Origin of the sequence: Methylorubrum podarium (assembly GCF_040270385.1) — a bacterium.
Taxonomy (GTDB): Bacteria; Pseudomonadota; Alphaproteobacteria; order Rhizobiales; family Beijerinckiaceae; genus Methylobacterium; species Methylobacterium podarium.
In genome coordinates this window covers 124,859-140,784 of record NZ_JBELQE010000091.1, presented here as the reverse complement: position 1 = coordinate 140,784, position 15,926 = coordinate 124,859, and the positions used below count along the sequence as shown (strand labels likewise).

General features: G+C 70.2%; 16 protein-coding genes. 15 read left to right on the top strand and 1 reads right to left on the bottom strand.

Annotated features, from left to right (window positions below):
- Window positions 1-159 precede the first annotated feature (159 nt).
- From purL to ABS772_RS18230, 7 genes are all read left to right on the top strand, one after another.
- Window positions 160-2,385, top strand: a complete 2,226-nt coding sequence (gene purL / locus ABS772_RS18260) for a phosphoribosylformylglycinamidine synthase subunit PurL (protein ID WP_350396212.1) — start codon at window positions 160-162, stop codon at window positions 2,383-2,385.
- Window positions 2,386-2,412: 27 nt separating this feature from the next.
- Window positions 2,413-2,649 carry a BolA family protein gene (locus ABS772_RS18255; RefSeq protein ID WP_012451972.1) on the top strand — a complete coding sequence of 79 codons (237 nt, stop codon included), beginning with the start codon at window positions 2,413-2,415 and terminating at the stop codon, window positions 2,647-2,649.
- Between the two features lie 29 nt (window positions 2,650-2,678).
- Window positions 2,679-3,188, top strand: a complete 510-nt coding sequence (locus ABS772_RS18250) for a DUF29 domain-containing protein (protein ID WP_283206923.1) — start codon at window positions 2,679-2,681, stop codon at window positions 3,186-3,188.
- Between the two features lie 41 nt (window positions 3,189-3,229).
- Window positions 3,230-3,565 carry a Grx4 family monothiol glutaredoxin gene (grxD, locus tag ABS772_RS18245; protein WP_238258477.1) on the top strand — a complete coding sequence of 112 codons (336 nt, stop codon included), beginning with the start codon at window positions 3,230-3,232 and terminating at the stop codon, window positions 3,563-3,565.
- 99 nt (window positions 3,566-3,664) lie between these two features.
- The gene (locus ABS772_RS18240; RefSeq protein WP_350396210.1) at window positions 3,665-4,567 is read left to right on the top strand and encodes an NAD(P)/FAD-dependent oxidoreductase; all 903 of its coding nucleotides are present in this window, start codon (window positions 3,665-3,667) and stop codon (window positions 4,565-4,567) included.
- Window positions 4,568-4,683: 116 nt separating this feature from the next.
- Entirely contained in the window at window positions 4,684-5,568 is an 885-nt protein-coding gene (locus ABS772_RS18235) for an SMP-30/gluconolactonase/LRE family protein (protein WP_350396209.1), read from the top strand.
- A gap of 185 nt (window positions 5,569-5,753) precedes the next feature.
- Window positions 5,754-5,969 carry a hypothetical protein gene (locus ABS772_RS18230; protein WP_350396208.1) on the top strand — a complete coding sequence of 72 codons (216 nt, stop codon included), beginning with the start codon at window positions 5,754-5,756 and terminating at the stop codon, window positions 5,967-5,969.
- A 27-nt stretch (window positions 5,970-5,996) separates the two neighbouring features.
- Here ABS772_RS18230 and ABS772_RS18225 read toward each other — a convergent pair whose 3' ends face one another.
- Complete coding sequence (locus ABS772_RS18225) at window positions 5,997-6,845, bottom strand: hypothetical protein (protein WP_350396207.1); 849 nt, start codon at window positions 6,843-6,845, stop codon at window positions 5,997-5,999.
- Between the two features lie 642 nt (window positions 6,846-7,487).
- Between ABS772_RS18225 and ABS772_RS18220 the strand changes: the two genes are divergently transcribed.
- From ABS772_RS18220 to coxB, 8 genes are read left to right on the top strand one after another with little or no spacing between them, the layout of a single operon-like run.
- Window positions 7,488-8,147 carry a cytochrome c3 family protein gene (locus ABS772_RS18220; protein WP_238256600.1) on the top strand — a complete coding sequence of 220 codons (660 nt, stop codon included), beginning with the start codon at window positions 7,488-7,490 and terminating at the stop codon, window positions 8,145-8,147.
- Window positions 8,135-10,945 (top strand): 4Fe-4S dicluster domain-containing protein, encoded by a 2,811-nt coding sequence (locus tag ABS772_RS18215; RefSeq protein ID WP_350396206.1) that lies wholly within the window; start codon window positions 8,135-8,137, stop codon window positions 10,943-10,945. The genes ABS772_RS18220 and ABS772_RS18215 overlap by 13 nt, the downstream gene beginning before the upstream one ends.
- Window positions 10,942-12,312 carry an NrfD/PsrC family molybdoenzyme membrane anchor subunit gene (nrfD, locus tag ABS772_RS18210; RefSeq protein WP_350396205.1) on the top strand — a complete coding sequence of 457 codons (1,371 nt, stop codon included), beginning with the start codon at window positions 10,942-10,944 and terminating at the stop codon, window positions 12,310-12,312. Before ABS772_RS18215 ends, nrfD begins: the two co-directional genes overlap by 4 nt.
- Complete coding sequence (locus tag ABS772_RS18205; protein WP_350396204.1) at window positions 12,309-12,827, top strand: DUF3341 domain-containing protein; 519 nt, start codon at window positions 12,309-12,311, stop codon at window positions 12,825-12,827. The genes nrfD and ABS772_RS18205 overlap by 4 nt, the downstream gene beginning before the upstream one ends.
- The gene (locus tag ABS772_RS18200) at window positions 12,824-13,351 is read left to right on the top strand and encodes a c-type cytochrome (protein WP_350396203.1); all 528 of its coding nucleotides are present in this window, start codon (window positions 12,824-12,826) and stop codon (window positions 13,349-13,351) included. The genes ABS772_RS18205 and ABS772_RS18200 overlap by 4 nt, the downstream gene beginning before the upstream one ends.
- Window positions 13,348-14,304 carry a hypothetical protein gene (locus ABS772_RS18195; protein ID WP_350396202.1) on the top strand — a complete coding sequence of 319 codons (957 nt, stop codon included), beginning with the start codon at window positions 13,348-13,350 and terminating at the stop codon, window positions 14,302-14,304. The genes ABS772_RS18200 and ABS772_RS18195 overlap by 4 nt, the downstream gene beginning before the upstream one ends.
- Window positions 14,297-14,818: a hypothetical protein gene (locus ABS772_RS18190; RefSeq protein ID WP_350396201.1), complete on the top strand. Its 522-nt coding sequence runs from the start codon at window positions 14,297-14,299 to the stop codon at window positions 14,816-14,818. The genes ABS772_RS18195 and ABS772_RS18190 overlap by 8 nt, the downstream gene beginning before the upstream one ends.
- Window positions 14,818-15,906, top strand: coding sequence for a cytochrome c oxidase subunit II (coxB, locus tag ABS772_RS18185; RefSeq protein WP_350396200.1), 1,089 nt, complete (start codon window positions 14,818-14,820; stop codon window positions 15,904-15,906). Before ABS772_RS18190 ends, coxB begins: the two co-directional genes overlap by 1 nt.
- Window positions 15,907-15,926: the final 20 nt, after the last annotated feature.

Sequence of the window (15,926 nt, the reverse complement as noted above, 5' to 3'; positions counted from 1 at the left end):
TCGGCTCATGGAAGCCCATGCCCTTTGCAGCCGGTGCTGATCCGCTCTAGAGCGGAGCGCGAAGTTGTTTCGCGTCGCAGGGGGCCATCGGATCCATCGCCGGTCGGCCCCAAGGGGTCCGGGTCGGACCGCGGCAAAGGTTTTGGACAGGGCCTTCGGATGTTTCGCAACGACGTTCCGATCACACCCGAGCTGGTGCGCCAGCACGGCCTGACACCCGACGAGTACGAGCGCTTCCGCGCCCTGGTCGGCCGCGAACCGACGCTGACCGAACTCGGCATCGTCTCGGCGATGTGGAACGAGCACTGCTCCTACAAGTCCTCGCGCAAGCACCTGCGCGGCCTGCCGACCTCCGCACCGTGGGTGATCCAGGGGCCGGGCGAGAATGCCGGCGTGATCGATATTGGCGACGGGCTCGCCTGCGTCTTCAAGATGGAGAGCCACAACCACCCGAGCTTCATCGAGCCCTACCAGGGCGCGGCGACCGGCGTCGGCGGCATCCTGCGCGATGTCTTCACGATGGGGGCACGACCTATCGCCGCCCTGAACGCCCTGCGCTTCGGCTCGCCCGACCATCCGCGCACCCGCCACCTCGTCTCCGGCGTGGTCGCGGGCGTCGGCGGCTACGGCAATTCCTTCGGCGTGCCGACGGTGGGCGGCCTCGTCGGCTTCCACAAGCGCTACGACGGCAACATCCTCGTCAACGCCATGGCGGTCGGCCTCGCCCGCACCGACGCGATCTTCTACGCGGCGGCCACGGGTGTCGGGAATCCGATCGTCTATCTCGGCTCGAAGACCGGCCGCGACGGCATCCACGGCGCGACCATGGCCTCGGCCGAGTTCGACGAGGCCAGCGAATCGAAGCGCCCGACCGTGCAGGTCGGCGATCCCTTCGCCGAGAAGCTGCTGCTGGAGGCCTGCCTCGAACTCATGGCCTCGGGCGCCGTCATCGCGATCCAGGACATGGGCGCGGCGGGCCTGACCTGCTCGGCGGTCGAGATGGGCGCCAAGGGCAATCTCGGCGTGGAGCTGCATCTGGAGAAGGTGCCGACCCGCGAGGAGGGCATGACCCCCTACGAGATGATGCTCTCGGAGAGTCAGGAGCGCATGCTCATGGTGCTCAAGCCGGGCATGGAGGCCGAGGCGCAGGCCATCTTCGTGAAGTGGGGCCTCGACTTCGCCGTCATCGGCCACACCACCGACACCCTGCGCTTCGTCATCAAGCACAACGGCGAGACCGTCGCCGACCTGCCGATCAAGGAACTCGGCGACGAGGCGCCGCTCTACGACCGGCCGCACCTCGCCAACACCCATCAGCCGGTCATCAGTGCCGCGAGCGTCGAGGCGGGCGTCCGGAATGCGGAAGCGCTCAAGCGCCTGATCGGCTCGCCCGAACTCGCCTCGAAGCGCTGGGTCTACGAGCAGTACGACCACTTCATCCTCGGCAACACCGTGCAGAAGCCGGGCGGCGATGCGGCCATCGTCCGGGTCGAGGACGGTCCGAAGGGGCTCGCGCTCACCACCGACGTCACGCCGCGCTACTGCGAGGCCGATCCGGTCGAGGGCGGCCGGCAGGCGGTGGCGGAAGCGTGGCGCAACATCACCGCCGTCGGCGGGCGTCCGCTGGCGATCACCGACAACCTCAATTTCGGCAACCCGGAGAAGCCCGAGGTGATGGGTCAGCTTGTCGGCTGCCTGAAGGGTATCGGCGAGGCCTGCCTCGCCCTCGATTTCCCCGTCGTCTCCGGCAACGTCTCGCTCTACAACGAGACCAACGGCGTCGGCATCCTGCCGACCCCGACCATCGGCGGCGTCGGCGTCATGGACGACGTGGAGCGCCACGCCACGGTCGCGCTCAAGCGCGAGGGCGACGTGCTGGTCCTCATCGGCCGCACCGAAGGCTGGCTCGGCCAGTCGCTCTACCTCTCCGAGATCGCGGGCCGCGAGGAGGGCGCGCCGCCGCCGGTCGACCTGGCGGTGGAGCGCCGCAACGGCGACTTCGTGCGCAGCCTGATCGTGTCCGGCATCGCCGACACCGTGCACGACCTCTCCGACGGCGGCCTCGCCGTGGGGCTCGCCGAGATGGCGATGGCCGGCGGGATCGGCGCGGCCCTGCCGGCGGCGCCGGACGGCGTACCGGCCCACGCCTTCCTCTTCGGCGAGGATCAGGCCCGCTACCTGATCGCGGTTCCGGCCGAGGCGGCGGCCGACCTCCTCTACAGCGCCTCGGCGCAGGGGATCGACGCGGCGACCGTCGGCATCGTCGGCGGCGACAGCTTGGTGCTGCCGGGCGAAGAGACCATATCCGTGGCCGAGCTGAAGGCCGCGCATGAGGGCTGGTTCCCCGCCTACATGGCGAGCCAGCCGGCCGCCCCGGCCGCGTAACGAGACGAGAGCGAGCGGAGAGCCCCGATGCCGATGGATGCGCGCGAGATCGAGTCGATGATCCGCGAGGCGCTGCCCGACGCGCAGGTCGAGATCAAAGATCTGGCGGGCGACGGCGACCACTACGCCGCGACCGTCATCTCCTCCGCCTTCAAGGGCAAGACCCGCGTCGCCCAACACCAGATGGTCTACGGCGCGCTCCAGGGGCGGATGGGGGGCGTGCTCCACGCCCTTGCGCTGACCACCGGCGTTCCCCAGGATTAGGTCGCACATTCACGAAGCGGGTCGCCCCGATGGACCGGCCGAGCCTCTACGACGACGACATCGTGACCTGGGCCGAGGAGCAGGCGGCGGCTTTGCGGGCGCTCGCGGCCCGGAGCGACCTGTCGAACGCGGTCGATTGGGAGAATGTCGCCGAGGAGATCGAGAGCGTGGGGCGGTCGCAGATTCGGGCGGTCGAAAGGCTCCTGGCACAGTTGTTCGCGCACCTGCTGAAGCGCGTCTCGGCGCCGGACGCTCCACCGAATCTGCACTGGCGCCACGAGATCATCGCCTTCCAGGCTGCGGTGCGGGCTCGCTACGAGCGTTCCATGCGACAGCGGATCGACTGGTCGAAGGCGTGGCGCATCGGGATCGAGCTTGCCGCCGGCGATCTCGAAGTCTACGGCGACACACTGCTTCCGCACCTGCCGACGGACTGTCCGCTGACGCCGGAGGATCTGCTGGCAGCCCCTTTCGATGCCGACGCCGCCCTCGTGCGGATCGCCGAAGCCGCGGCCTTGAAATCCGCCGGACATTCCTGACTTCAAGCAAACACCACGCGAACGCCAACGAGGACGATGCGATGACCGACGTCAACACCGCCATCAAGAACGAGATCGACTCCCACGACGTGGTCGTCTTCATGAAGGGCACGCCGCAATTCCCGATGTGCGGCTTCTCGGGCCAGGTCGTCCAGATCCTCAACTACCTCGGCGTGCCGTTCAAGGGCGTGAACGTGCTCGACGACATGGCGGTCCGCGAGGGCATCAAGGCCTATTCCAACTGGCCGACCATCCCGCAGATCTACGTGAAGGGCGAGTTCGTCGGCGGCTGCGATATCGCCCGCGAGATGTTCCAGTCGGGCGAGCTGCAGCAGTTCCTCTCCGAGAAGGGCGTGCCGGTGAAGAGCGCCGCCTGAGCGGCGACCCCTTCCGGGAAACCGTTCCGGGAAACTCTTGCGGGAAACTCTTGGCTGTCGAACAGGCTTGTCTCCCGGCGGGGTCGCCGGGAGATCAGCATGCACGACGTCATCATCGTGGGCGGCGGCCCGGCCGGCCTCAACGCAGCCCTGATCCTCGGGCGGGCGCGCCGCACGGTTCTGCTCTGCGACGCGGGCGAGCCGCGCAACGCCGCGACCCCGCGCACCTGGGGCCTGTTCACCCGCGACGGCACGCCGCCCTTCGATCTGCGGGCCCAGGGACGGGCCGACCTCGACCGCTACGACACCGTGGAATGCCGCGCGGTCGCGGTGACGGACGCGTTTCGCGAGGATGACGGCTTCACCATCGTCCAGGCCGACGGCCGCCGCGAGCGGGCCCGCCGCCTGATCCTCGCGACCGGCCTCGCCCAGGACATCCCCGAGATCGAGGGGTTCGACACCTACTGGGGCACCGGCGTGCATTCCTGCCCCTATTGCGACGGCTTCGAGGTCCGGGACCGCCCGCTGATCGTCTACGGCCGCGGGCATGGCGGCTGCGGTCTCGCGCTCGAACTGACCGGCTGGAGCCGCGACGTCACGCTCTGCACCAACGGCGGCGACGGCGATCTCTCCGACAAGGACCGCGACCGGCTCGAACGCAACGGCGTGCGGGTGATCGAGGCGGAGATCGCGCGGCTCGAGGGAGACGGGGCCCGCCCGACCTGCCTCCGGTTCCGGGACGGCGGCAGCACGCCCTGCGCGGCGCTGTTCCTGATGCCGTTCGCCTGCAGCCCCTCCCCGCTCATCGCGCAACTCGGCTGCGAACTCGACGAGACCCGCAGCGTGGTGCCGACCCAGGAATACGAGAAGACCAACGTGCCCGGCCTCTACGTGGCGGGCGATGCCTCGCGCCGGGTTCAGTTCGCGGTCGTGGCCGCGGCGGAGGGCGCGATGGCCGCCTTCGCCATCAATGCCGAGTTCGTCGCGGAGGCGACCCGGTAGAGCGGAGGAGACGGGCCGACCGGCTCCCGGCACGACGGAAAAAGGCACCGGACGGCGCGTTGTCCGGAGCGGGGTGCCCCCTCCCCGTTACTCGTCGCCACTCATCCGGAGCCGCAATGACCCTGCCCGTTCATCCCGACACGCCGCGCGTCGCGGTCGCCTGCGGCTGCGCCCTCGGGGAGGAGGTCGTGTGGGATGCCCGCGACGGTTCGCTGCTCTGGGTCGATATCGAGAACCCCGCGGTCTGGCGGCACTGGCCGGCCACGAACGAGACCGTGCGCCTGCCGCTCGATGAGAAGCTCAGCTTCGCCCTCCTGACCCGGGATCCGGACCGCGTCGTCGCCGGCTTCAAGTCGGGCGTCGCCGCCCTGCGCCTCTCCGACGGATCCCGCACGCCGCTGGTTCGGCCGGACGATGACCCGGAGGGCAACCGACTGAACAGCGGACAGATCGGGCCCGACGGCCGGCTCTATTTCGGCAGCATGGACGATGGGGAGGAAGCGGAGACCGGCCGCTTCCATCGCTGGGACGGAGCCCGCCTCGAGACGTTCGGGAGCGCGGCCGCGGTCACGAACGGTCCCGTCGTGAGCCCGGACGGACGCCGGCTCTACACGATCGACACGGCCAACGGCATCGTCCGAGTTCACGACCTCGACGATGATCGGATCGGCGAGGCCCGGACCCTCCTCCGGTTCGAGGAAGGCTGGGGCAAGCCGGACGGCCTGACGCTCGACGCGGAGGGCCATCTCTGGATCTGCCATTACGGCGCCGGCCGCATCACCCGCTTCACCCCGGATGGACAGGCCGCCTACGTCGTACCGATGCCGACGCCGCTGGTGACCAAATGTGCCTTCGGTGGGGACGGCCTCTCGACGCTCTACATCACGACCTGTCTGCGCGGTCGCGACCCGACCCTCGACCCGATGGCCGGCCATCTCTACCAAGTCGAGACAAACTTCCGCGGTGTCCTGCCAGATCTTCTGGAACTGCCGCAGACTTGAGTTGTACAACTCTTGCGGCTGTGGTGTGCGGCTTCGCACCGCAGTACGTTCCGCTGCGACGCAAAGATGAAAGCGCGGTTAAGGCTGAAGAACTGAGGGAACTTATCCCCGTTTTGCCAGTTCTTCACGAACGGTCGAGCTTTCGCTCGTAAACCGCGTGCCCTCGTCGAGGGCGGGAGCGGGTCATGCCAGTCTTCGATGCGAAGAATCTGACGGAGCAGGGTGACGGCGAGGCGTTTCTCGCCATGATTCTTCACGCGACGCCGAAGGCGCGGGACGAAGCGCGCGAGCGCGGACGGATGCGCCTGGAGCGGGCGACGATGCTCGCCGAATTGGCTCCGGCCGTGCCCGGTGCGACGCTGGCCGCCGTCACACCCGCCGAAATCCTGCCGGTGACCTGACGGCCCGCTGTTCCTGCGGGCGCGACCTCACCAGGTCTGGGGCGTGATGATGCCCTGGCGCGTGACCACGACCCATTGCCGGCCGCGACGCTCGATCGCCTCGACCCGTCCGATTCCGGGCACCGCGTCGCCGCGTCCGACCTCGACCAGCCGGCGGCGGCGGTCTTCGAGGATCGCGACGCCGTCGTAGACGTCGCGCAGGGCCCAGCCATCCAGGGTTTCGGTCTTCGGCTTGTCGGCGAGGCTGCCGGTCTGGGTCGGTTCCGCCGCGCGCGCTTCGGGCTTCGACTCGGATTTCGCCTCGGACTTCACTTCTGGCTTGGCCGGGACGGCGGCCACGCTTGCTTGCGATTTCTTCTCCAGTTGCGCGATCATGCCGGCGATCCGGTCGCTCTGCTCGCGCTCGCCGCGGGTCACCGTCTCGGCCAGGATCGTCAACCGCTTGTCGAGCGCCTGCTCGCTGCGCCCGATCCGATCGGCCAAGCCGGCGGCGAGCGCCTTGGTCTCACCGCGGGCGGCCTCGCTCGCCTCCCGCAGAGCGGTGGCGGTGCGGGCCAGCCGGTCGATCTCCTGCGCGAGCCGGGCCGATTCCGCTCGCCCCGCCGACAGATCGGCCCGAACCTGCGCGAGCCCCTCGCCGGAACGCTCCTGCGGCGCGGCCAGGAGACCAAGGGAGAGGCCGCCGATCAGGGCCGCCACGCTCGCCGCGGCCAAGCGGCCGTTGGCGCCGAGGCGGACCGTCTTGCGGGCGCGCGCGGCCACCGGAGCAGCGACCTTCGACGCACCGGCGACGGCCTGCTTCAACATCTCTTCGGGCGAGATCTTCTCGGCCGGCACCTTCGCCCCGTTCTTGCCTGCTTGGACCGTCTCCGACATGGCAAAGGCTTTCCGCTGACGAGGTCGGCAGACCTCGAACGATGATCCACACGACGGACCGGGAAGCGGCCAGCTTCGACCGGACCTCGCACCCGATGGGCAGGGCTCCGCAGCAACTTCGCCGCCCGATCTCGGTCGAAGCGGAGAAAGTCACCTGCAAGACATGACGTCGGGCGTCCAAGCATTTCGTTAACGATGTTTGTTTACTGAAAGGTTACCGTCGTCGCGTGCTGCCGCTCACGACCATCCGGCAACGAGATCGACGCGACATCGTCCCGGACATTGGTCGCCGGACATGTCCGGCGGGTCGTCGACATCGCGGGCAAGCCTGCCGGCAGCGCCACCGGAGATGAGGCTCCGGCGCATCCGGCGCCCGGTATCGATCGGCCGGGAGCCTCTGTGCGGCTCGCCCTCTGGCACGGTGCCCCCGAAGGGTCGGGCCGCGTTTGATCTTTCTCCCATGCTGCAGGTTTGCCGTTCGGGGACGAGGCGAAGCCGTGCCGGGGAACGACTGTGATGCGTGAGCGACATCGGCGCGGCTTCGATCACGTCGGGCTTCGTCGGGAGGAACCGGACGCGCGCGAGGGCGATCTCGAATCGTAGCGATGCCAGGATGGGCGTGCGGAAGGCGTCTCGCGCGGGATGGTGCAGATCTTTCATCCGGGGGCGGACACCGTCGCCCGCGTCGTCCTCGCCTCCATCGGTGCCGTTCCGGTCCTGGCGGTGGGCCTCGCCTACACGTTGTGGCGCTCGCCCTACGTGACGGCCCAGGACGTGACCCGCGAACAGCCGGTGCCGTTCAGCCATGAGCACCATGTCGGCGGCCTCGGGATCGATTGCCGCTACTGCCACACCTCGGTGGAGAAGGCGGCATTCGCCGGCATTCCGCCGACCGAGACCTGCATGAGCTGCCACTCCCAGGAATGGACCAACGCGCCGATGCTGGCGCCGGTGCGCCAGAGCCTCGCCGAGGGACGCCCGCTGACCTGGAACCGGGTCCACAACCTGCCGGCCTACGTCTACTTCAATCACTCGGTCCACGTGGCCAAGGGCGTCGGCTGCTCGACCTGCCACGGCCCCGTCCAGACCATGAAACTGATGCGGCAGACGGCCCCGCTCACCATGGGCTGGTGTCTCGACTGCCATCGCGACCCCGCGCCGAACCTCCGTCCGCACGAGGCGGTGTTCGACATGGCCTGGAAGCCGCCCGCCGATCAGGCGGTGATCGGTGCCCGCTTTGTCGAGGAGCGTCACATCAAATCGCCCGAGCGGCTGAGCGAGTGCTCGATATGCCACCGCTGACCCCGCCCTCGCGCCGCGAGGCGCTGCGCCTCCTCGGCGCCGGCATCACGCTCGCCGCGGGCGGCTGCTCCAGACCGGTCGAGACCATCGTGCCGTACGTGCAAGCGCCCGAGCAGCTCCTGCCCGGCGTGCCGGTGCGCTACGCCACGACCCTCTCGCTCAGCGGCTGGGCGCGCGGGGTCCACGCCATTGCCGTCGACGGGCGACCGATCAAGATCGAGGGCAATCCGCTGCATCCGGCAAGCCTCGGCGCGACGGACGTGTTCGCGGAGGCGGCGATCCTCGATCTCTACGATCCCGACCGCTCGCGCACGGTGACCGAGCGTGTGGGCGGCATCGCCTCCTGGGACATGTTCGAGCGGGCGCTGAGCGGGCCGCTCGCGGCGGTGCAGGCTGACCGCGGGCGCGGCCTTCACCTCGTCACCGGCCGCGTCACCTCGCCGACGCTCTCCCGCCAGATCGACGCGCTGCTGCGCGCGCTGCCGGAGGCGGCGTGGCACGTTCACGAGCCGGTCGATGACGGGAACGCGGAGCGCGGAGCCGAACTTGCCTTCGGCCGACGCCTGCGCGCCCTGCCCCGGTTTGAGCGGGCCGAGAGGATCCTGTGCGTCGGGGCCGACCCGCTCGGGGCCGGACCGGACCAGATCCGGCTCGCGAACGCCTTCGCCGAGCGCCGCCGCGACCGGGAGCGGTTCGGCCGCCTCTACGTCGCGGAGGCGGCGCTGACTCTGACGGGGGTCAAGGCCGACGCGCGCCGGGCCGTCCACCCCCTTGATCAGCCGGGGGTGCTGGCGACGGTGGCCAACGCGCTCGGCGCCGGCCTGCCCGCACCCGAACTGCCCGAAGCGGCCCGGCTGTTCGCCGAGGCCGCCGCCCAGGATCTCAAGGCGCACGAGGGCCGCGCACTCGTGCTCGCCGGGGCCGCACTCGCGCCCGAGGGCCACGCGCTCGCGCACTGGATCAACGCGCGCCTCCGGGCACCCGTCGACTTCATCGTCCCGCCCGACGGGATCGAGGGGCGAGCGCCCGCGACCCTTGCCGATCTGGCCGGCGCGCTCGACCGCGGCGCGGTGACCTGCCTCGCGATCCTCGACGCCGATCCGGTCGCCACGGCACCACCCGAGCTCGACCTCGCCAAGCGCATCGGGCGCGCCCGGTTCAGCGTCCATGCCGGGCTCTACGGCGACGAGACCGCGGGCGCTACCCACTGGCACCTGCCGCTGACGCACGAGCTGGAGAGCTGGTCGGATCTCCGCGCGACCGACGGCACCGCGAGCCTGGTCCAGCCGCTTCTGCGCCCGCTCTACGATGGGCGCTCGCTCCACGAGATCCTGCCGCTCTTCGCCGGCCGCACGGCGACGGCGGGCGACGCTCTCGTCCGGGAGACGTGGCGGCAACGCGGGGGCGCGGATTTCGAGGGCTGGTGGCGCCGCTGCCTGCACGACGGGATCATCGAGGAGACCGCCGCATCGACCCTTCAGCCCGGCGAGCCGCGCCTGATCCCGCTGCCGGAAAGCCGCCGGAGCGACGGCCTCACTGTCGAGCTGCGGCCGGATCCATGCCTTTGGGACGGGCGCTTCGCCAACAATGCGTGGCTTCAGGAATGCCCGAAGCCGATCTCGAAGCAGGTCTGGGGCAACGCGCTCGCGCTCTCCCGCGCCGAGGCCGGGCGGCGCGGACTCGAGGCCGGCGACGTGGTGCGCGCGAGCGCGGGCGGCCGCACCATCGAGGTGCCGGTGATCATCGAGTCCGGCGTCGCCGACGGCGTCGGCGTGCTGAGCCTCGGCTACGGCCGGCAGCGGACCGGCGCCATCGGCAACGGCGTCGGCACGGATGCCTATGCTCTCGCGAGCGGCGCCTCGCCCTGGCTCGTGACCGGCGTCGATCTCGCGAAGACGGACAGGACCGAGACGATCCTGCGCACGCAGGACTACGTCGAGCTCGAAGGCGAAACCCGAAAGCTGTTCCGGCAGATCGACCTTTCCGCCCTGGCCCGTGCGGAGCCGAAAGGCATCGGCGCGGACCAGCCGAGCCTGCTCACGCCGTGGAAGGGCGATGCCGACGGCCATGCCTGGGCGATGGTGATCGACACCGACGCCTGCATCGGCTGCAACGCCTGCGTCGTCGCCTGCCAATCCGAGAACAACGTCCCCGTCGTCGGCCCGGAAGAGATCGCGCGCGGCCGGATGATGCACTGGCTACGGATCGACATCTACGACGAGGGCAGACCCGAGGCGCCGCGGGCCGGGTTCCAGCCCGTGCCCTGCATGCATTGCGAGCACGCGCCCTGCGAGCCGGTCTGCCCCGTCGCGGCCTCGGTGCATGACGGCGACGGCCTGAACCTTCAGGTCTACAACCGCTGCGTCGGCACCCGCTTCTGCGAGGCGAACTGCCCCTACAAGGTCCGCCGCTTCAACTTCTTCGGCTACGCCGACGGCCAGCCCTACGCCCATCTCGGCGCGGAATCGGTGAAGGCACAGCGCAACCCGAACGTCACGGTGCGCGCCCGCGGCGTGATGGAGAAGTGCACCTACTGCGTCCAGCGCATCGCCACCGAGCGGCAGGCGGCCGAGCGCGACGGCCGGGAGATGGACGCGGTCGCCACCGCCTGCCAGTCCGCCTGCCCGACGCGGGCGATCCGGTTCGGCGACCTCGCCAAGCCCGGCAGCGCCATCGCCGCGATGCGGCATGATCCGCGCCACTACGCGCTGATGGAGGAGCTGAACACCCGCCCGCGCACGACCTACCTCGCGAACCTCCGCGCGCCGAACCCGGACCTGAAGGAGGATCACGCGTGAGCGGCAGGGACCAGCCGCATCGGTGGATCGCCCGCGAGCGCCTCGGCTACGCCGAGATCTGCGCCGCAGTCGCGGACCCGATCCAGAGACGCGGGCCGGGCCGTGCATGGGTGATCGCTGTCCTCGGGGTGCTGCCGCTGGTGCTCGTCACCGTCATCGCCATCGGCGCGGTGCTCACCGTCGGCATCGGCCTTTCGGGGGTGAACACCACGCTGGTCTGGGGCTTCTCGATCGCCAACTACGTCTGGTGGATCGGCATCGGCAATGCCGGGACGCTGATCTCCTCGATGCTGCTGCTGACGCGCCAGCACTGGCGTGCCTCGATCAACCGTTTCGCCGAGGCGATGACCCTGTTCGCCGCCGCGATCGCCGGCATCTTCCCGATCATCCATCTCGGGCGGCCGCTCTACGCGTACTGGCTCGCGCCCTATCCGAACACCATGGATCTCTGGCCACAATGGCGTTCGGCGCTGGTCTGGGATTTCTGGGCGATCCTGAGCTACCTGCTGTTCTCGCTGATCTTCTGGTTCACCGGTCTCCTGCCGGACCTCGCCACGATGCGCGACCGGGCGCGGACGCGCGTCGGGCAGCGGATCTACGGCGCGCTGGCGCTCGGTTGGCGCGGCTCGGCCCGGCACTGGGCGATCTACGAGAGCTTCCACAAGGCCATGGCGGCGCTGGCCGTGCCGCTCGTCTGCTCGGTCCACTCCATCGTCGGCCTCGACTTCGCCGCGAGCCTGATGCCCGGCTGGCAGGAATCGATCTTCCCGCCCTACTTCGTCGTCGGCGCGATGTATTCGGGTTTCGCCATGGTGGTCGTGCTGGCGATCGTCATCCGCTGGGGCCTCAACCTCCAGGCGGTGATCACCCCGGCCCATTTCGACGCCATGGCGAAGGTGATGCTGTTCGCCAGCATCGTCATGACCCTCTCCTACGCCACCGAGTGGTTCATGGGCTGGTACGGCGGCGATCAGGCCGACCGGTCGGTGATCGCCTACTTTTTCACCGGCGACTACCGCTGGCTCTATTACAGCCTGCTGTTCTGCAACTGCCTCGTGCCGCAGGCGCTGTGGTTCGCGCGCGTGCGGCTCAACCTATGGGCGCTCGCGATCATCGCGGTCGTGATCAATCTCGGGATGTGGCTGGAGCGCATCCTGATCGTCTGGAACACGCTCTCGCACGGCCACGCCGTCAGCCTGTGGCGGACCTATCACGTCAGCGTCTACGACGTGGTGATCCTGATCGCGCCGCTCGGGCTGTTCGCCTTCGGCTTCCTCGTCCTGGCGCGGATCTTTCCGATCGTCTCCATCCACGAGGTCAGCCAGCTCGCCCACGACGCGGGCGCGGCGAGAGGGGGGACGGCATGAGCGCCCCGCTGCTTGCCGAGTTCGACACGCCCGAGGCGCTGGTGCGGGCGATGCGGCTCGCCGCCGCCGACGGTCACCGGGCGCTCGACGCCTTCACGCCCTTCCCCGTGCCGGATCTCATGGACGCCTTCGCGCCGAAGCGCAACCCGGTACGGCCGGTGATGGCGGTGGCCGGCTTCGGCGCGGCGGCGGCGATGTACGCCCTGCAATGGTATTCGTCGGTGATCGACTACCCGCTGAACGCGGGCGGACGGCCGCTGCATTCCTGGCCGGTCTTCCTGCTGGTGCCGTTCGAGTTCGGGGTGCTGATGGCCGCCATCGCCGGGCTCGTCGCGATGTTCTGGACCTGCGGCCTGCCGCGCCTGCATCATCCGCTCTTCGCGATCCCGCAATTCGAGCGGGCGAGCCAGGACCATTTCCTGCTCCTCGTCGCGCCGAAGGATGCGGACGCGGCCGCCCTGCGCGCGAGCCTGGAGCGGGCCGGCGCCCTGCTCGTGGCGGAGATGCATCCGTGAGGCGTCTCCTCCCGCTCCTGCTGCCGCTCCTCGCCGCGCTCGGTGCCTGCGAGGACCAGTCGATGCGCCGGCAGGCGCGCTACGAGGTCTACGGCAAGGCACCGCTCTTCCCCGACCAAGCCGAGGCGCGCCGCCCGCCGGAGGGGACGGTCGAGGTCGGCGCGCTCGGTCGCGAGGCGGCCTTGCGCGATCCGCCGCCCGTGGATGCCGCTCTGCTGGAGCGCGGGCGCCAGCGCTACGACGCGATCTGCACGCCCTGTCACGGCTATACCGGCCACGGCGACGGCATGGTGGTGCAGCGCGGCTTCCCTGCCCCGCCCTCCTATCACGAGGACCGTCTGCGGGCGGCGCCGGCCGCCTACTTCGTCGATGTCATCACCCGCGGCTACGGCGTGATGTACGCTTACGCCGACCGGGTCGAGCCGCGCGACCGCTGGGCGATCGCCGCCTATATCCGCGCGCTGCAGCTCTCGCAGGGCGCCCGCGTCGCCGAGGCCCCCGATCTCGCGGAGAAGCTGCCGTGAGCGATGCCCTGTTCCGCGGCTGGCTGCTCGCCTGGATCGTGTGGAGCGCGGTGCCGTTCGGCGCCCTGGTCCTCGCCATGATCCACACTGTGACCGGCGGGCGATGGGGCGCGGTCCTGGCGCCCGCCCTGAGGCCGGCGACCGCCCTCGTGCCGCTCGCCGCCCTCGCCTTCCTCGGTGTCGCCCTCGGGCTCCAGGCCGCCTACCCTTGGGCCGCCGGCACGGGCGCCAAGCCCGATGTCCTGCGCCTCTACCTCGACCCGACGCTGTTCCTCGTGCGCGCGACGGTCGCCCTCCTCGGCTGGTCGGTGCTCGCTTTGTTGTCCCTGTCCGGGCGCGCCGGTCCGCTCGTCGCCGGCCTCGGCCTCGGCTTCTACGGCCTGACCATCAGCCTCGTCTCCGTCGATTGGATCCTCTCCGTCGAGCCCGGCTTCAACGCCTCGGCCTTCGCCGCCGACGTCGCGCTGCACCAGATCCTGGCGGCTCTCGCCTTCGCCGCGCTGGCAAGCCCGTCGAGCCTCGACGCCCGCGGCTCCTCCGACCTCGCCAGCCTGATGCTCGCGGCTCTGCTCGGCGTGATCTACCTGGAACTGATGTCCTACATCGTCGCGTGGTACGGCGACCTGCCGCCCAAGGCGGCCTGGTACCTCAAGCGCGGCGCGAGCCCGTGGGGCGGCGTCCTCGGCGCGAGCCTCGTCCTCGGCGGCATCCTCCCCTTCCTCGCCCTGCTCTTCGCGTCCGTCCGGAAGAGCCCGGCTCTGCTGCGCGGCGTCGGCCTGCTCGTGCTGATCGGCCTCGCCCTGCATTTCGCGTGGCTCGTTTTGCCGGCCTACGGGGCTGAGGCGGGCGGTGCGGCGGCAGCGGCCGTGGTCGCCCTCCTCGTGCTCCTGCTCGTCTCGGGCTTCGCGTCACGGCTGATCATGCGGCGCGCCGGGAGGCTCCGTCATGTCTGACGCGGCGCCCGGCCAGCTCCACAGGCGGGTCCACGACGACGTCGTCGGCCACGCCCCGCCCGGCACCGAGGCGCCGGATATCCGGCTCAAACCCCTGCTGCTGACCGGGCTGTTCATCGTCGTCTTCACCGCCGTCACGATCGGCGGCCTGCGATACTACTACAGCCGCCAGAACCTCGGCCCCCTGGTTCAGACCGCACGGGTCTTCCCGGCCCCGCGGCTTCAGCAAAGCCCGGAGGCCGACCTCGCGGCGATGCTCAAGGATCAGCGGACGAAGCTCGACGGCTACGCCTGGATCGACCGCGAGAAGGGGATCGCCCGCATGCCGATCACGGAGGCGATGCGGCGCCTCGCCGAGCGCGGCAACGCGGCCTACGCGGCGCCGGTCCAGCCGGAGCGGACGCCCGCGCTCGGCAGCCGCGGCGGCGCGTCGAGCACCGTGCTCGCCCCCGGTGCCGGACCGGGCGCCGTCGATACACCCGCCGGCGCCGGGCCGGCGAGAGGGGCGCCCTGATGCTCGACGCCCTCATTCCCACCTTCCTGCGGCCGGAATCGGCCTCGGTTCAGGCGGCGAAGGTCGATGCGATCTTCATCGGCCTCCTCCTGATCTCCTCGGCGATCGTCCTGCTCGTGGTCGGGCTGGTCGTCACCTTCGCGATCCGGTACCGCCGCGGCTCCTCGGCCGAGCGCGGCGAGATGCCGAGCCTCGTCTCGCGCGAGTTCGAGGTCGGCTGGACCGCCGCGACGCTGTTCATCTTCGTCTTCATCTTCTGGTGGGCGGCCTCGGTGGAGATCGGCGCCTTCTCAGCCCCGAAGGATGCCATCGAGATCCACGTCGTCGGCAAGCAGTGGATGTGGAAGACGCAAGGGCCCAGCGGCACCCGCGAGATCAACGAGTTGCACGTCCCCGTCGGCGCGCCCGTGCGCCTGCTCCTGACCTCGCAGGACGTGATCCACTCCTTCTACGTCCCGGCTTTCCGCCTGAAGCGCGACGCCCTGCCCTATCAGCAGACCGAGACGTGGTTTCAGGCGACCAGGACCGGCACCTATCACCTGCTCTGCACCGAGTATTGCGGCACCGACCACTCGCGCATGCTCGGCCGGGTGATCGTGATGGAGCCGCAGGACTACGCCCGGTGGCTCACCAAGCAGCCGGAGCGCGACGGGCTCGCCGAACTCGGCGAGCGGCTGTTCTCCGAGCGGGGCTGCTCGGGCTGCCACAATGCGGGATCGAAGGTGCACGCGCCCTCGCTCGCCGGCATCTGGGGGCAGTCGGTGCCGCTGGAGGGCGGGCGCACCGCGAGTGTCGACGAGGCCTATGTCCGCAACTCGATCCTCCAGCCGCAGCGCGACGTGGTAACCGGCTACGAGCCGATCATGCCGAGCTACGAGGGCAAGCTCTCCGACGGCGAGATCCAGGCGCTCACCGCCTATATCCGCCACGGCACCGACCGGTTCGACCTGATCGGCTCGCTCAACCTCGCGCCGGCCCAGAACATCTGCGCGCCGGGCCAGACGCCGCAGGATTCGTCGCCGAACCAATCCCTGCGCAGCCCGGCCATGGTGCCCGGCGCACCCGCCTCGGGAGACACGCCGCCATGATGCGCATCCCACACCCTGCC

Excerpts from the sequence above, each read along its gene's own strand:
- purL (WP_350396212.1), top strand. The coding sequence starts at position 160 with ATGTTTCGCAACGACGTTCCGATCACACCCGAGCTGGTGCGCCAGCAC.
- ABS772_RS18255 (WP_012451972.1), top strand. The coding sequence starts at position 2,413 with ATGCCGATGGATGCGCGCGAGATCGAGTCGATGATCCGCGAGGCGCTG.
- ABS772_RS18250 (WP_283206923.1), top strand. The coding sequence starts at position 2,679 with ATGGACCGGCCGAGCCTCTACGACGACGACATCGTGACCTGGGCCGAG.
- grxD (WP_238258477.1), top strand. The coding sequence starts at position 3,230 with ATGACCGACGTCAACACCGCCATCAAGAACGAGATCGACTCCCACGAC.
- ABS772_RS18240 (WP_350396210.1), top strand. The coding sequence starts at position 3,665 with ATGCACGACGTCATCATCGTGGGCGGCGGCCCGGCCGGCCTCAACGCA.
- ABS772_RS18235 (WP_350396209.1), top strand. The coding sequence starts at position 4,684 with ATGACCCTGCCCGTTCATCCCGACACGCCGCGCGTCGCGGTCGCCTGC.
- ABS772_RS18230 (WP_350396208.1), top strand. The coding sequence starts at position 5,754 with ATGCCAGTCTTCGATGCGAAGAATCTGACGGAGCAGGGTGACGGCGAG.
- ABS772_RS18225 (WP_350396207.1), bottom strand. The coding sequence starts at position 6,845 with ATGTCGGAGACGGTCCAAGCAGGCAAGAACGGGGCGAAGGTGCCGGCC.
- ABS772_RS18220 (WP_238256600.1), top strand. The coding sequence starts at position 7,488 with ATGGTGCAGATCTTTCATCCGGGGGCGGACACCGTCGCCCGCGTCGTC.
- ABS772_RS18215 (WP_350396206.1), top strand. The coding sequence starts at position 8,135 with ATGCCACCGCTGACCCCGCCCTCGCGCCGCGAGGCGCTGCGCCTCCTC.
- ABS772_RS18205 (WP_350396204.1), top strand. The coding sequence starts at position 12,309 with ATGAGCGCCCCGCTGCTTGCCGAGTTCGACACGCCCGAGGCGCTGGTG.
- ABS772_RS18190 (WP_350396201.1), top strand. The coding sequence starts at position 14,297 with ATGTCTGACGCGGCGCCCGGCCAGCTCCACAGGCGGGTCCACGACGAC.
- coxB (WP_350396200.1), top strand. The coding sequence starts at position 14,818 with ATGCTCGACGCCCTCATTCCCACCTTCCTGCGGCCGGAATCGGCCTCG.